The sequence below is a fragment of the Elioraea tepidiphila DSM 17972 genome, assembly GCF_000378465.1.
Taxonomy (GTDB): Bacteria; Pseudomonadota; Alphaproteobacteria; order Acetobacterales; family Acetobacteraceae; genus Elioraea; species Elioraea tepidiphila.
Window position 1 is genome coordinate 30,110 of the sequence record NZ_KB899915.1, and the last position, 13,910, is coordinate 44,019.

The window sequence follows — 13,910 nt, forward strand, 5'->3', positions numbered from 1 at the left end:
GTTCGCCGTCCCACGTCCCGGGTTCGGCCGGGGGGCCGGAGGTGCCGTCTCCAGGACCGGTGTTGGGCTCGGACCGCTCCAAGAATGCTGTTCCCGTCTTACTATTGCGTGAGGCTACACCATGTGGTGGCGATCCTGCCAGCGCCACACGCACGGCATCGAATCGTCCGGGCTCTGCAACCACACGGCGCGGATCGTCACCATCGATCGGCCGGATCGGCCGCGCTTCTTTGACCCGATGCGCCCGGAACCCGACATTGCCGGGCAACAGCGGGCCCATCCCTGCGACGGAGGCTGACATGAGCACCATCGGACGCATCCACCACATCACCGCGATCGCGAGCGCCCCGGACCGCAACCTCGCCTTCTACGAGGGCGCGCTCGGATTGCGGATGATCAAGCAGACCGTGAACTTCGACGATCCGGGGGTGCACCATCTCTATTACGGTGACGGGACCGGCTCGCCAGGAACGATCCTGACCTTCTTTCCCTATCCCGGCGCGCGCCCCGGCCGGCACGGCACCGGCCAGGCCGAGGAGATCGCGTTCGCGATCCCCGCGGGCTCGCTCGAGTTCTGGCGGCAGCGGCTGACAGGGCTCGGCCTCGCGGTCGAAGGCCCGGCGGAACGGTTCGGCGAACGCCTGATCGCGTTCAAGGACCATGACGGGCTGATGCTGGAACTGGTCGAGGACGAGACGGCAGTCGGGCTGCCCGGTCGTGCAGCGGAGGACATTCCCGCCGCGCATGCGATCCGCGGCTTCCGTGGCATCACGCTCTGGGTCGAGGACCCGGCGGGAACCGCGCGCGTGCTGACCGAGGTGCTCGGCTACACGCCCGGGCCGGCCGAGGGGGCACGGCTGCGCTTCGTCCATCCCGGCGAGGGGATAGGGCGGATCGTCGATCTGCGCGCGGCGAAGGGGTTCTGGGCGGGCGCGATGGGCGCGGGCGTGGTGCACCACGTCGCGTTCCGGGCCGCAGACGACACGGCCCAGGCTGCGGCCACGGCCGCGTTGACGCCCCGGGGCATCCGCGTGACCCCGCAGCAGGACCGCACCTACTTCCGCTCGACCTATTTCCGCGAGCCGGGCGGGGTGCTGTTCGAGATCGCGACCGACGAGCCCGGTTTCGCGATCGACGAGCCGGTGGAGGCGCTCGGGTCGCGGCTGATGCTGCCGGCGCGCTACGAGCCGCACCGGGCGGCGATCGAGGCGAACCTGCCGCCCTTGCGGCCGGCGCGCGACGCGGCATGACCGGGCACGCGCATGTGGTGGAGGCGCCCGACGGCGCCTCCCCACGCCTCGCGCTCATGCTGCTGCACGGCACGGGCGGCGACGAGCACGATCTCGTCCCGCTCGGCCGCGAGGCCGTGCCCGACGCGGTGCTGATCGGCGTGCGCGGCCGGGTGCTGGAGCGCGGCGCGCCGCGCTTCTTCCGTCGGCTCGCCGAGGGCGCCTTCGACGAGGCCGATCTTGTCGCCCGCGCGGCCGATCTCGCGGCCTTCGCCGAGGCGGCATTCGCGCGCCATGCGCCGGGTCTGCCGCGGGCCGCGCTCGGCTTCTCGAACGGCGCCAACATCGCCGCCGCGCTGATGCTGCTGCATCCGCGCCTGCTCGACGCGGCGGTGCTGCTGCGGCCGATGGTGCCGCTTGTGCCCTCGGCGCTGCCCGACCTCGCCGGGCGGCGCGCGCTGATCGCGTCGGGCATCGCCGATCCGCTCGCCCCGCCGGCCGAGGGCGCACGGCTCGCCGCCCTCCTGCGCGGGGCGGGTGCGGCGGTGCGCACGCTCGCAGTTCCGGCTGGTCACGGCCTGACGCGCGCGGATGTGAGCGCCGCCGCGTCTTTCCTCGCGCCCGCCGGCGTCGCAGGCTGACCGCGGATCAAGGGAGGACCCGCCATGACGATCGGCCGCCGGAGCGTTCTGTTCTCCGCACTCGCCGCGCCCGCGATCGCGCGGGCCCAGGCGCAGAGTGGACACGCGCATCATCACGACATGTTCCACTCGCTGCGCACGCCCGGCGCGATCCCCCTGCCACCGATCACCGCCGAGCAATGGGTGACCGACAGCCCCGCTCCCGCCGGCCCGCCCGGGCGGTGGGAGGCGCGCGCGCCGCTGCCCCTGCCGCGCAGCGAGATGGCCTGGGGGGTCGCCATGGCCGGGCGGCTGCACATCATCGGCGGCTACGGCAATCAGCGCGTCGACCGCAACTACCACCACGCCTACGATCCGCGCGCGGATCGCTGGGAGGATCGCGCGCCGGTGCCGCGCGGCGCGAACCATATCGCCGTCGTCACTGCGGGTGAGACGATCTACGCGCTCGGCGGATTCCTGGAGCAGAACCGCACGCCGCACGGCGACTGCTTCGTCTACGAGGGCGCTGCGGATCGCTGGCGGACCATCGCCTCGCTGCCGCGCCCGCGCGGCGCGGGCGCGGCGGTCGAGCTTCAGGGCAAGATCCATCACATCGGCGGCGCGGGCGAAGGAGCGGACCGCGCCTCGGTCGGCTGGCACGAGGTCTACGATCCGGCGACGGACCGGTGGGAGCCACGCCGCCCCCTGCCCGGCGCGCGCGACCACACCGGCACCGTGGTGGTCGGCAACCTCATCCACGTCATCGGCGGCCGGTTCAACGATTTCGGCAACAACACGTATCTCCATCATGTCTACGACCCGGCGACCGACCGCTGGACGCTGCGCGCACCGCTGCCGACCGCGCGTTCCGGTCAGGGTGCCGCGGTGGTGAACGGGCGGATCTACATCTTCGGCGGCGAGGGCGGGGTCATCACGCCGCAGGGCGCGCAGGGCAACGTGTTCGGCCAGATGGAGAGCTACGACCCGGCGACCGACACCTGGCAGCATCACGCGCCGATGCCCACGCCGCGCCACGGGCTCGGGGCGGCGGCGATCGATGGGCGCATCTACGTGGCCGGCGGCGGGCCGATCCTCGGCGGCAGCGTCCAGTCGGCCGTGCACGAGGTGTTCATTCCGGGCTGACGACGAGGCGGAACCCCAGCGAGGTTGACGCGTTCCGTCTTGCGGGAGCAGCCTTGCCTTTGCACTGACCGGAGAACGACAGATGCACAAGACCCGAAACGACATTGCGGCCAACGCCCGCAAGAGCGTGAGCGCGCTGCTGAACGCGCGCCTCGCCGACCTGATCGATCTGCAGCTCGCGCTGAAGCACGCGCATTGGAACGTGAAGGGGCCGAACTTCATCGCCCTGCACGAGATGTTCGACGCGATGACCGACAGCTACGACGCCCATGTCGACGACATGGCCGAGCGCATCACCGCGCTCGGCGGCACGGCGATGGGCAGCGTCCAGGCGGTCGAGAAGGCGACCTCGCTCGCGCCGTTCCCGGCCGACGTGTTCGACGGCATGAAGCTGGTCGAGGCGCTCGCCGAGCGCACGGCGGCACTGGCGAAGTCGGTGCGCAAGGGCATCGACGAGACGGCGGAGATGGGCGATGCCGACGCCGCGGACATTCTCACCGCCCTGTCGCGCCAGCTCGACAAGAACCTCTGGTTCCTGGAGGCGCACCTCCAGAAGGGCTGAAGGGTTTGTTTCGCGCGTGGCCGCCCCAGCCCCACGCGCGATCCCGGGCCGCCAAAGGTTGAGCCTTTGGCAGCCGAGTATCAGGCGTATTTCCCCGGGCGCAGCACCGTCGCGTCCGACACCCAGGCGAACACGGCGTAACGAGGGAACCAGTGCGCGGCGAGGCGATCCATCACCGCCTCGGCCATGTCCGGTCTGGCGACCGTCTCGATGCGGATCGTCGGTCCGTCGAAATCGGTCGGCCCTTCCACGTCGAGCGCGCGTTGCCAGCGCCCCTCGCCCGGCACGACGCTCCAGCCACGCACGCCCAATCCGGCGAGATCGCGCAAGAGATGCTCCCCGATCTCCGCCTCGGCGACGATGGTGATCAGCTTCAGCGTGCTTGCCATCATCCCGCTCCCGCCATCGCCGCGTAGAGCGGCAGGCCGATCGTCAGGTTGAAGGGGAAGGTGATCGTCAGCGCGGCGGTCAGCGCGTAACCGGGGTTGGCATCGGGCAGCGCAAGCCGCACCGCGGCCGGGGCGGCGATGTAGGAGGCCGAGGCCGCCAGCACCGCCAGCATGGTCGCGCCGCCGGGCGAGAGCCCGACCGCAGTGCCGAGTGCCGCGCCGAGCGCGCCGTTGACCAGCGGTGCCGCGATCGCGAAGCCGAGCAGGAACGGGCCGACCCGCAGCACGTCGCGCGCGCGGCGGGCCGCCATCACGCCCATGTCGAGCAGGAACAGCGTGAGCGCGCCGGGGAATCCCGTGGCGAAGAACGGTGCCACCGGCGCATAGCCGCGCTCGCCCGCCAGCGCGCCGACGAGCAGGCCCCCGAGCAGCAGGACGATCGACTTGCCCGCCAGCACCTCGTGCGCGATCGCCGCGAACGCGCCCTCGCCGCGGCGGGCGAGCAGGATCGCGACCGCGATCCCCGGCGCCTCCATCACCGCGAGCAGCGCCGGCAGGTAGCCCTCGACCGGCACCGCGGCGGCTGCCAGCCAGGCGAGCCCGGCGACGAAGGTCACGGCCGAGACCGAGCCGTAATGCGCGGCGATCGCGCCCGCGTCCTCGGCGCCGAAGCGGCCCAGCCGGCGCAGCACGGGGTAGCACCAGAGCGGGATCGCCGCGCCGAGCAGGATCGAGCCCAGCATCGGTGTCGCGACCTCGGACGGAGCGGCGGCGGAGAGCGCCACACCCCCCTTCAGCCCGATCGCCAGCAGGAGGTAGATCGTGAGCCCCTGGTGCACCGGGTCGGGCAGGCGCAGGTCGCTGCGGATGAGCTGGGCGGCAAAGCCGAGGCCGAAGGCCAGCACCATCGGCTGCAGCAGGTTGATGCTGAGGAGGGTCAGCGCCGCGTCCACGCTCGCTTCCTCGCACAACCGCTTGTGGCGGGGAAGGGCGATCGCCTACTGTCCCTGCCGGTCATAGGAACACAGCATGAACGATCTGTTCAGCCGCGGCGCGCGCGCCGAGGCCGCCTACACCGCCAAGGACATCGAGGTGCTGGAGGGGCTGGAGCCCGTCCGCCGCCGCCCCGGCATGTATATCGGCGGCACCGACGAGAACGCGCTGCATCACCTGGTCGCCGAGATCCTCGACAACTCCATGGACGAGGCGGTCGCCGGCCACGCGACCTTCATCGACGTCACGCTGGAGCGCGACAACTGGGTGAGCGTGCGCGACAACGGGCGCGGCATCCCGGTCGATCCGCATCCGAAGTTCAAGGACCGCTCGGCACTGGAGGTGATCCTCACCACGCTGCATTCGGGCGGCAAGTTCGGCGGCAAGGTCTATGCGACCTCGGGCGGGCTGCACGGGGTCGGCGCCTCGGTGGTGAATGCGCTGTCGGAGCGGATGGAGGTGGAGGTCGCGCGCGACCGCACGCTGTTCACCATGGCGTTCGTGCGAGGCAAGCCGCAGGGCAAGCTGAGGAACGCCGGGGCCGTGAACAACCGCCGCGGCACGACGATCCGCTTCCGCCCCGATCCGCAGATCTTCGGCACGGCGGCGTTCAAGCCGGCGCGGCTGTTCCGCATGTGCCGCAGCAAGGCCTATCTGTTTCGCGGTGTGGAGATCCGCTGGCGCTGCGATCCCGCGCTGCTGAAGGGCGATGACGCCACGCCGGCCGAGGCCGTGCTGCACTTCCCCGGCGGGCTTGCCGACTTCCTCGTCAGCGCCACGGAAGGCGCCGAGATCCTCACCCCCCGGCCCTTCGCCGGCGAGGCGCCGATGGAGGGCGGCGGGCGGGTCGAGTGGGCGGTGACCTGGCTGCTCGCCGGCGAGCCGTTCCTCAGCACCTACTGCAACACGGTGCCGACGCCGCAGGGGGGCACGCACGAGCAGGGATTCCGCGCCGCCCTGGTGAAGGGCCTGCGCGCCTATGGCGAGATGACCAACAACCGCCGCGCGGCGCAGATCACCGCCGAGGACGTGATGGGACCGGCCGCGGCGATTCTCTCGGCCTTCATCCGCGAGCCGCAATTCCAGGGCCAGACCAAGGAGAAGCTCACCACCGCCGAGGCCGCGCGCTGGGTCGAGGCTGCCGTGCGCGACCGCTTCGACCACTGGCTGACGGCGGACCCGGAGGAGGCGGCGAACCTGCTGGCCCTGGCGCTCTCCCGCGCGGAGGAACGGCTCGCGCGCAAGGAGAACGCGACAGCGGCGCGCAAGACCGCCACGCGCAAGCTGCGCCTGCCCGGCAAGCTCGCCGACTGCTCGCGCGAGGAGCGCGAGGGCACGGAGCTGTTCATCGTCGAGGGCGACAGCGCCGGCGGCTCGGCCAAGCAGGCGCGCGACCGCGAGACCCAGGCCGTGCTGCCCTTGCGCGGCAAGATCCTGAACGTCGCCTCGGCCTCTTCCGACAAGCTGAAGGCGAACCAGGAGCTGAAGGATCTCGTCGAGGCGCTGGGCTGCGGGTCGGGCGCGCAGGCCCGGCCCGATGCGCTGCGCTACGGCCGCGTCATCATCATGACGGATGCGGATGTGGACGGCGCGCACATCGCCTCGCTGCTGATGACCTTCTTCTGGCGCGAACTGCCCGAACTGGTGCGACGGGGCCGCGTGTTCCTCGCCCAGCCGCCGCTCTATCGCCTGGTCGGCGCGGGCAGGACCGTCTATGCCAAGGACGATGCCGACCTGGAACGGGCGCGCAAGGCGTTCAAGCCCGGCACGAAGATCGAGGTGAGCCGGTTCAAGGGACTCGGCGAGATGCCGCCCGCCGTGCTGCGCGAGACCACCATGGACCCGCGCAAGCGCACGCTGCTGCGCGTGGTGACGCCGCCCGAGCAGTTCGCGCGCACGCAGGACATCGTCGAGGCGCTGATGGGGCGGAAGCCGGAGCTCCGCTTCGCCTTCATCCAGGAGAACGCGCGCAAGCTGGAAGCCGAGGCGGTGGACGTCTAGGCAGCCGCCTGGGCGCGCCGCGCCGCGTAGGCCGCGAGCCGCTTCGCCACCGCCGCCGAGGGCGGGTGCGGCGCGAGCGAGGGGATCAACGGTGTCGGGATGCTCTCCGCCAGATGGCAGGCGACGCGATGGCCGGGCGCCAACTCCCGCAGCTCCGGCCGTTCCTCGCGGCAGCGCGCGGCCGCGTGCGGGCAGCGCGTGTGGAAACGGCAGCCGGGCGGCGGGTTCATCGGGCTCGGCACATCGCCGGCGAGGATCGCCTGGGATCGCTTCCGGGCCGGATCGGGCACGGGGATCGCGCCGAGCAGCGCCTGCGAATACGGATGGCGCGGCGCGCGGTAGAGATCGCGCTTGCCCGCGGTCTCGACGATCTCGCCGAGATACATCACCGCGATCCGATCCGAGACGTGGCGTACCACCGCGAGATCGTGCGCGATGAACAGGTAGGAGAGGCCGAGGCGCTGCTGGAGGTCCTTCAGCAGGTTCACCACCTGCGCCTGGATCGACACGTCGAGCGCCGAGACCGGCTCGTCCAGCACCATCAGCTTCGGGCTCACGGCCAGCGCGCGCGCGATGCCGACGCGCTGGCGCTGCCCGCCGGAGAACTCGTGCGGGAAGCGCTCGGCGTGATAGGGCGCAAGCCCGACCAGCCGCAGCAGCTCGTGCACGCGCGCGCGCCGCGAGGTCGCATCGCCGATCTCGTGCACCTCCATCGGCTCCTCGAGGATGCGCCCGACCGTCATGCGCGGATTGAGCGACGCATACGGATCCTGGAACACCGGCTGGATCTGCCGCCGGATCGGCTTCAGCGTCGAGGGTGCGCGCTTGGCGATGTCCTCGCCGGCGAAGCGGATCGTGCCTGAGGTCGGATCGAGCAGGCGCAGCACCAGTCGTGCGGTCGTGCTCTTGCCGCAGCCGGATTCGCCCACCAGCGACAGCGTCTCGCCCTCGGCGAGATCGAAGCTCACGCCATCGACCGCGCGCACGGTGCCGACACGCTTCGTGAACACGACCCCGCGCTCGACCGGGAAATGCTTGGTCAGATCGCGGACCGAGAGCAGCGGTTCCGTCATGCCGCGATCGCCTCCACGGGCGCGCGCAGGCAGGCAGCGATGTGGTTCGGGCCGACGGGCGCGAGCGGCGGCAGGGTCTCGCGGCAGCGCGCATCGGCGAAGGCGCAGCGCGGATTGAAGCGGCAGCCGGCCGGCAGGTTGAAGGGTGGCGGCACGGTCCCCTCGATCGCGAGCAGCCGGTCGGACTCGTCGTCGAGGCGCGGGATCGAGCCGAACAGCCCGAGCGTGTAGGGATGCTGCGCGTCCCCGAACACGGCAGCCGCCGGCCCGCGCTCCACCACCTTGCCCGCGTACATCACCGCGACCTCGTCGGCCATCTCGGCAACCACACCGAGATCATGGGTGATCAGGACGATCGCCATCCCGGTCTCGGCCTGCAGCGCGCGCAACAGATCGAGAATCTGCGCCTGGATCGTCACGTCGAGCGCGGTCGTGGGCTCATCGGCGATCAGCAGCTTGGGCTGGCAGGCGAGCGCCATCGCGATCATCACGCGCTGGCGCATCCCGCCGGAGAGCTGGTGCGGATACTCCTCGACGCGGCGCTCGGGGGCGGGGATGCGCACGCGCCTGAGCGCCTCGATCGCGATGCCGCGTGCATCCGCGCGCGAGACATCGCGATGCGCCAGCACCGCCTCCTCGATCTGCCAGCCAACGGGATGCACCGGGTTGAGGCTGGTCATCGGCTCCTGGAAGATCATGCCGATCGCGCCGCCGCGCACGCTGCGCATCTCGCCCTCGGGCAGGGCGAGCAGATCGCGTCCCTGGAACAGCACCTGGCCCGACGCGATCCGCCCCGGCCGCGGCACCAGCCGCATCACCGACAGCGAGAGCACGCTCTTGCCGCAGCCGGACTCACCGACGATGCCGAGCGTGCGGCCCGGTGCGACCGAGAGCGACACGCCGTCCACCGCCGGCACCTCGCCGGCGGAGGTGCGGAACACGGTGCGGATGTCGCGGATGTCGAGAAGTGGCGCTTCAGACATACCGGAAGGTCGGCGGGCTGATCTTCTCCAGCGGGCGGTGCGCCCAGTCGCGCTCGGGCACCTTGGCGATCATGCGCTGCTGCGCCTCGTGCAGCGCCTCGGCCGCGGCCGGGTAGTCGATGGTCAGGCACTGGCCGTCCCGCACCACCTCGGTGCCGTCGACGATCACGCTGCGGATCGCGCGGTCGGCGGCGGCGTAGATCAGGCTGCGCACGGGGTCGCGTGCGGGCCGCATGCCCGGATGCGTCACGTCCACCAGCACGATATCGGCGCGTGCCCCCGGCGCGAGCCGGCCGAGATCGTCGCGGCCCAGCGCCGCGGCGCCGCCGACGGTCGCGGCCTCGAACAGGTCCTCGCTCGTCAGGGTGCGCGGGGTCTCGGCCATCATGCGCGCGGCGTAGGCGGCGAGCCGCATCTCGTCGAGCATGTTGTGGGGGTAGGTATCGGTGCCGAGGCCGAGCCGCACGCCGCGCCGGCGGTAGCGGCCGAAGTCACGCAGCATGATGCCGCGCCGGGCGAACACGGTCGGGCAATGCGCGACGGTCGTGCCGGTCTCGGCCATCAGGTCGAGATCGCGCTCGGTGGACCAGCGCGTGCGCGGATGGTCGTCGAGGAAGATGCCGTGGCCGATGATCGTGCGGTCCGACAGCGTGCCGAGATGGTGCAACCACTGGATCGGCGTGAGGCCATGGCGGCGGGTGATCTCGTGGAACTCCACCACGCTCTGCGCGGCGTGGATCTGCCACGAGATACCGCGCTTCCTGGCTTCCGCGAAGCTGTCGCGCAGCAGTTCAGGCGTGCAGGTGTCGATCTGCGCCGGCACCGCCATGCCGAACAGCCGGCCCGAGGGGTGCTGTTCGGCCCGCTCGATCAGGCCGAACGCCTCCTCCATCGCCTTCACGCCGGCCTTCTCGTCCCACTCGTACTCGACGACGTGGCCGTTCCTGGTGAACCAGCGCGCCGAGCGGAACATCGGCGCGATGCACACGCGCATGCCGCTCTCGCCCAAGAGGTCGAGCCAGCCGGGATGCGCCATCGAGAGATCGGCGACCGTGGTCACGCCGGACAGCAGCAGTTCTGCCAACGCGACCCGCACGCAGGCCTGCACGCCGGACGGGTCGCCGCGGAAGATCGGCAGGTACTCGTAGAGCGAGGAGTTGTAGAGACCGGGCGTGCCGACCTCGTCCGTTAGCCCCTTGTTCATCGGCTCGGACGAGGGATGGCAGTGGATGTTGACGAGGCCCGGCATGACCATCAGGCCCTTGCCGTCGATCAAGCGGTCAGCCGCGCCATCGTAGCCGCGGCCGACGAAGGTGATCGCACCACCGCGGAAGGCGATATCCGCGTCGGGCATATAGACGTGCCGCTTCTCCGAGGCGTCCCACGCGACCGCGAGGGAGGCGCCCTTGATCAGCGTCGTCGTTTCGGCGGCAAGGTCCTGGGTCATGCCGGGTCTCCTCAGGTCAGCGCGTCAGGCGGAGGTCGAGGCCCTTGTAGAGCGCCGCGCTGTACACGCCGTGCGGACGCGCGCCGGCCACGCGCGGACCCGTCGCAAGCCAGAGCTGCGAGTGCGCGATCGGGAACCACACCGAGGCTTCGGTGAGCTGGCGCTGCACATTCGCCGCCGCCTGCCGGCGCACCGCCTCGTCGAGCGCCGAGCGCGCCTCGCGCAGCCAGGTATCGGTCTGCTCGTTCTTCCAGTTCATGCGGTTGGGCGTGGGCGCCGCCTCGCTGCGAAAATAGAGGTTCAGCGCATCCGTCGCCGAGACATACGGATACGACATCATGAACGCATCGAATTCCTGCGTGGCGAGCCGACCCCAGGCCACCGTCGCGTCGAACATCTGGATGCGCATGTCGATGCCCACGCGACGCAGGTCGGCCTGCATCGACTCCGTCATCTGCCGGTTCGTCTGGGTGGAGATCGCATAGACGAGGAACGAGGCACGCTGCCCGTCCTTGACGCGGATGCCATCAGGCCCCGGCCGCCAGCCCGCCTCGTCGAGGATGCGGCGCGCCTCGGCCGGATCGTGGCCCGGATGCTTGGCCTTGGCCTCGGGGTCGAAGCCGGGAGCGGCGGGATGGATCAGGCTGCGCATCGGGTCCGCCGCGCCGAAGAAGGTCGCCTGCACCATCGCGTCGCGGTCCACCGCCAGGTTGACCGCGCGACGGATGACCGGATCGCTCACCACCGGCTTGTCGACCTTGAAGCCCATGAAGAAGTCGACGAAGTAGTTGGGCTGCCGCTGCACCGTCATCCCCGGCACGCGCTTCAGCGCCTCGAGCGCGAAGGTCGGGATGTGCTGGGTCGCGTCGCCCTGGCCGGTCTGCAACGCTGCCATGCGCGTGTTCGGATCGGGGATGACGCGCCAGATCACCCGCTCGATCTGCGGGCGGGGATTCTGGTAGATCGGCGGGCCCCAGTTGTAGGTCGGGTGACGCTGGAGCACGAGATCCTGACGCGGCGTCCAGGAGACCCAGCAATAGGGGCCGGTGCCGTTGAAGCCCTGCGCGCCGAAATTGTCACCGAGCCGCTCGACCGTGTTCTTGTCGATCACCCCGGCGAAGTAGAGGGTGAGCTGGAACAGCAGCTCCGCGAAGGGCTCGTTCAGCTCGTACTCGACGGTGACGTCGTCCTTCGCGCGGATCTCCTTCACGGGGCCCGCGCGCCAGCGCACGGGGCTGCGCGTGGCCGGATCGATCCAGCGGTTCAGCGAGTAGACGACGTCATGCGCGGTCATCTTGCGCCCGTCGCAGAAGGTCACGTCGTCACGGAGGTTGAAGGTGTAGAGCTTGCCGTCCTCGCTCACGGTCCACGACTTGGCGAGGCCGGGCTTCACGGTCGTCTGGTCCCAGTCCATCGACACCAGCGTGTCGGTCATCATGTAGATGACCTCGCCGGCGGCGAAGGCGGTCACCTTGTGCGGATCGTAGCGGTCGGCGTCGATCTCGCGCAGCACCACCAGCGTGTCGCGCGGGGCCTGCGCGAAGGCCTCGCCGGTCGCGGCCAGCGTGATCGCGCCGGCCGCCGCCATCAGAAGTCCTCTCACGGTTCGTCGCATTCTCGTCTCCCTTGCACCGTGGTTCAGATACGCAGCCTCGGGTCCAGCGCGTCCCGCAGGGCATCGCCCAGCACGTTGAACGCCAGCACCACGAGGAAGATCAGCACGGACGGCACCACCGAGATGTGCGGTGCGAAGAACAGGAAGTTCCGGCCCTCCGAGGCCATCGCGCCGAGCTCTGCGGTCGGCGGCTGCGCGCCGAGGCCCAGGAACGACAGCGCCGAGCCCAGCAGGATCACCTGGCCGAATCGCAGCGTCGCGAACACGAAGATCGGGCTCAGGCAGTTCGGCGCGACATGGCGCCAGATGAGCCGTGCATCGCTCATCCCGACCGCGCGCGCCGCGTCGATGTAGTCCTGCTTCATCACCACCAGCGCCGCACCGCGCACGATGCGCGCCATCAGCGGCACAGTCGCGATCGACATCGCCACCACGATCGCGAGCACGCCGGGGCCGAAGATCGCCGCGATCGCGAGTCCGAACAGGATAGCGGGGAAGGACAGCAGCATGTCCATCAGCCGCATCAGCAGCCCGTCGACACGCCGATAGAACGCGGCAAGGAAGCCGATCAGGATGCCGATCGAACCGCCGATCACCACCGCGACCAGCCCCATCAGCAGCGTCAGCCTGAGCCCGTAGAGGCAGCGCACCACCATGTCGCGGCCCTGCACATCGGTGCCGAGCAGATACTCGCCGCCGGGCGGGCGCAGTGTGGCGCGCAGGTTGGTCTCGTAGGGATCGGCGCCGGCGAGCCAGGGCGCGAACACCGCGGCGAGCACGAAGGCGATGGCCATCACCGCCGCGATGGCAGCGCCTGGTTCGGTGAACAGCCGCCGCAGCAGCCCCGCGCGCGGTGGCGGCGTGTCCGAGGCCGGGACGAGGATCGGCGTGTCGGTCGCGGTCGCCGCGCTCATGACGCGCGCACCCGCGGATCGAGCACCGCGTAGAGGATATCGACGATCAGGTTGATCACGATGAAGCCCAGGCTCAGCACGATGATGGTGCCCTGCGCCATCGGGAAGTCGGAGGACAGGATCGCGCCGACCGCGAGCCGCCCGACGCCGGGCCAGGAGAAGATCGTCTCGGTCACCACCGCGCCGCCGAGCAGGAAGCCGATCTGCAGGCCGATCAGCGTGACGACCGGGATCAGCGCGTTGCGCAGCGCATGACGCAGGACGACCAGGCGCTCGGCCAGTCCCTTGGCGCGCGCGGTGCGGACATGATCGGCCGACAGCACATCGAGCACGGCGGTGCGCGTCATGCGCGCGATCGGCCCGACGAACACCCCGCCCAGCGTGAGCGCCGGCAGCGCGATCGCGCGCAGCCCCTCGATCGTCCAGATCGGCCCGCCGCGGCCGGTGAAGGGCAGCAACTGCCACTTGAAGCCGACATACCAGATCAGCACGAGGCCGACGAAGAACACGGGAATCGACACGCCGGCGACCGCGAAGGCCATCACCGCGCGATCGAACAGGCTGCCGCGCCAATAGGCCGCGACCGTGCCCAGCAGGAGCCCGAGCGGGATCGACCAGACCAGGGAGGCGAGCATCAGCTCGAGCGTCGGCCCGATGGTCGCGCCGAGCTCCTGCGCCACGGGGACGTTGTTGATGATCGAGACCCCGAGATCACCCTGCGCGAGCCGCCAGAGATAGCGCAGGAACTGCTCCCAGAGCGGCCGGTCGAGGCCGAGATCACGGCGGATCGCCTCGATCACGTCGGGGGTCGCCATGGGGCCCGCGCGCACCGTCGCGGGATCGGTCGGCACCACCTGCAGGAGCACGAAGCCGATCAGCAGCACGCCGAACATCACCGGCACGGCGGTGAGCAGGCGGCGGACGATGTGCTGCAGCATCGC

At 70.8% G+C, this 13,910-nt stretch carries 13 protein-coding genes; 5 read left to right on the plus strand and 8 right to left on the minus strand.

Features of this window, described 5'->3' with window-relative positions; all coding sequences use genetic code 11:
• The first annotated feature begins 299 nt into the window (after positions 1-299).
• From F563_RS0106050 to dps, 4 genes are all read left to right on the plus strand, one after another.
• Positions 300-1,250: a ring-cleaving dioxygenase gene (locus F563_RS0106050; RefSeq protein WP_019013756.1), complete on the plus strand. Its 951-nt coding sequence runs from the start codon at positions 300-302 to the stop codon at positions 1,248-1,250.
• Complete coding sequence (locus F563_RS0106055) at positions 1,247-1,870, plus strand: alpha/beta hydrolase (RefSeq protein WP_019013757.1); 624 nt, start codon at positions 1,247-1,249, stop codon at positions 1,868-1,870. The genes F563_RS0106050 and F563_RS0106055 overlap by 4 nt, the downstream gene beginning before the upstream one ends.
• Before the next feature lie 24 nt (positions 1,871-1,894).
• Entirely contained in the window at positions 1,895-2,992 is a 1,098-nt protein-coding gene (locus F563_RS0106060; protein ID WP_019013758.1) for a Kelch repeat-containing protein, read from the plus strand.
• Positions 2,993-3,074: 82 nt separating this feature from the next.
• The gene (gene dps, locus F563_RS0106065) at positions 3,075-3,554 is read left to right on the plus strand and encodes a DNA starvation/stationary phase protection protein Dps (RefSeq protein ID WP_019013759.1); all 480 of its coding nucleotides are present in this window, start codon (positions 3,075-3,077) and stop codon (positions 3,552-3,554) included.
• Between the two features lie 80 nt (positions 3,555-3,634).
• On the opposite strand, the gene F563_RS0106070 is transcribed toward dps, so the two are convergent.
• Together F563_RS0106070 and F563_RS0106075 are read right to left on the minus strand one after the other, a co-directional pair.
• Positions 3,635-3,943 (minus strand): P-II family nitrogen regulator, encoded by a 309-nt coding sequence (locus tag F563_RS0106070; RefSeq protein WP_019013760.1) that lies wholly within the window; start codon positions 3,941-3,943, stop codon positions 3,635-3,637.
• Entirely contained in the window at positions 3,943-4,896 is a 954-nt protein-coding gene (locus F563_RS0106075; RefSeq protein ID WP_019013761.1) for a sodium-dependent bicarbonate transport family permease, read from the minus strand. Before F563_RS0106075 ends, F563_RS0106070 begins: the two co-directional genes overlap by 1 nt.
• Before the next feature lie 76 nt (positions 4,897-4,972).
• On the opposite strand from F563_RS0106075, the gene parE reads away from it, so the two are divergent.
• Positions 4,973-6,937, plus strand: coding sequence for a DNA topoisomerase IV subunit B (gene parE / locus F563_RS0106080; protein ID WP_019013762.1), 1,965 nt, complete (start codon positions 4,973-4,975; stop codon positions 6,935-6,937).
• Here parE and F563_RS0106085 read toward each other — a convergent pair.
• The 6 genes from F563_RS0106085 to F563_RS0106110 are packed head-to-tail and all read right to left on the minus strand — an operon-like array spanning position 6,934 to position 13,907.
• Positions 6,934-8,010, minus strand: a complete 1,077-nt coding sequence (locus F563_RS0106085; protein WP_019013763.1) for an ABC transporter ATP-binding protein — start codon at positions 8,008-8,010, stop codon at positions 6,934-6,936. The genes parE and F563_RS0106085 overlap by 4 nt on opposite strands.
• A complete protein-coding gene (locus tag F563_RS0106090; protein WP_019013764.1) occupies positions 8,007-8,993 on the minus strand; it encodes an ABC transporter ATP-binding protein in 987 nt (328 codons plus the stop codon). Before F563_RS0106090 ends, F563_RS0106085 begins: the two co-directional genes overlap by 4 nt.
• Positions 8,986-10,440: an amidohydrolase family protein gene (locus F563_RS0106095; RefSeq protein WP_019013765.1), complete on the minus strand. Its 1,455-nt coding sequence runs from the start codon at positions 10,438-10,440 to the stop codon at positions 8,986-8,988. The genes F563_RS0106090 and F563_RS0106095 overlap by 8 nt, the downstream gene beginning before the upstream one ends.
• Positions 10,441-10,456: 16 nt before the next feature.
• Entirely contained in the window at positions 10,457-12,055 is a 1,599-nt protein-coding gene (locus F563_RS0106100) for an ABC transporter substrate-binding protein (protein WP_026299368.1), read from the minus strand.
• Between the two features lie 23 nt (positions 12,056-12,078).
• The gene (locus tag F563_RS0106105; RefSeq protein WP_019013767.1) at positions 12,079-12,969 is read right to left on the minus strand and encodes an ABC transporter permease; all 891 of its coding nucleotides are present in this window, start codon (positions 12,967-12,969) and stop codon (positions 12,079-12,081) included.
• Positions 12,966-13,907: an ABC transporter permease gene (locus F563_RS0106110; protein ID WP_019013768.1), complete on the minus strand. Its 942-nt coding sequence runs from the start codon at positions 13,905-13,907 to the stop codon at positions 12,966-12,968. The genes F563_RS0106105 and F563_RS0106110 overlap by 4 nt, the downstream gene beginning before the upstream one ends.
• Positions 13,908-13,910 lie beyond the last annotated feature (3 nt).

What these genes read in the sequence shown, in the direction of transcription:
- F563_RS0106050 (WP_019013756.1), top strand. Translation starts at nt 300, where the DNA reads ATGAGCACCATCGGACGCATCCACCACATCACCGCGATCGCGAGCGCC.
- F563_RS0106055 (WP_019013757.1), top strand. Translation starts at nt 1,247, where the DNA reads ATGACCGGGCACGCGCATGTGGTGGAGGCGCCCGACGGCGCCTCCCCA.
- F563_RS0106060 (WP_019013758.1), top strand. Translation starts at nt 1,895, where the DNA reads ATGACGATCGGCCGCCGGAGCGTTCTGTTCTCCGCACTCGCCGCGCCC.
- dps (WP_019013759.1), top strand. Translation starts at nt 3,075, where the DNA reads ATGCACAAGACCCGAAACGACATTGCGGCCAACGCCCGCAAGAGCGTG.
- F563_RS0106070 (WP_019013760.1), bottom strand. Translation starts at nt 3,943, where the DNA reads ATGGCAAGCACGCTGAAGCTGATCACCATCGTCGCCGAGGCGGAGATC.
- parE (WP_019013762.1), top strand. Translation starts at nt 4,973, where the DNA reads ATGAACGATCTGTTCAGCCGCGGCGCGCGCGCCGAGGCCGCCTACACC.
- F563_RS0106085 (WP_019013763.1), bottom strand. Translation starts at nt 8,010, where the DNA reads ATGACGGAACCGCTGCTCTCGGTCCGCGATCTGACCAAGCATTTCCCG.
- F563_RS0106090 (WP_019013764.1), bottom strand. Translation starts at nt 8,993, where the DNA reads ATGTCTGAAGCGCCACTTCTCGACATCCGCGACATCCGCACCGTGTTC.
- F563_RS0106095 (WP_019013765.1), bottom strand. Translation starts at nt 10,440, where the DNA reads ATGACCCAGGACCTTGCCGCCGAAACGACGACGCTGATCAAGGGCGCC.
- F563_RS0106100 (WP_026299368.1), bottom strand. Translation starts at nt 12,055, where the DNA reads ATGCGACGAACCGTGAGAGGACTTCTGATGGCGGCGGCCGGCGCGATC.
- F563_RS0106105 (WP_019013767.1), bottom strand. Translation starts at nt 12,969, where the DNA reads ATGAGCGCGGCGACCGCGACCGACACGCCGATCCTCGTCCCGGCCTCG.
- F563_RS0106110 (WP_019013768.1), bottom strand. Translation starts at nt 13,907, where the DNA reads ATGCTGCAGCACATCGTCCGCCGCCTGCTCACCGCCGTGCCGGTGATG.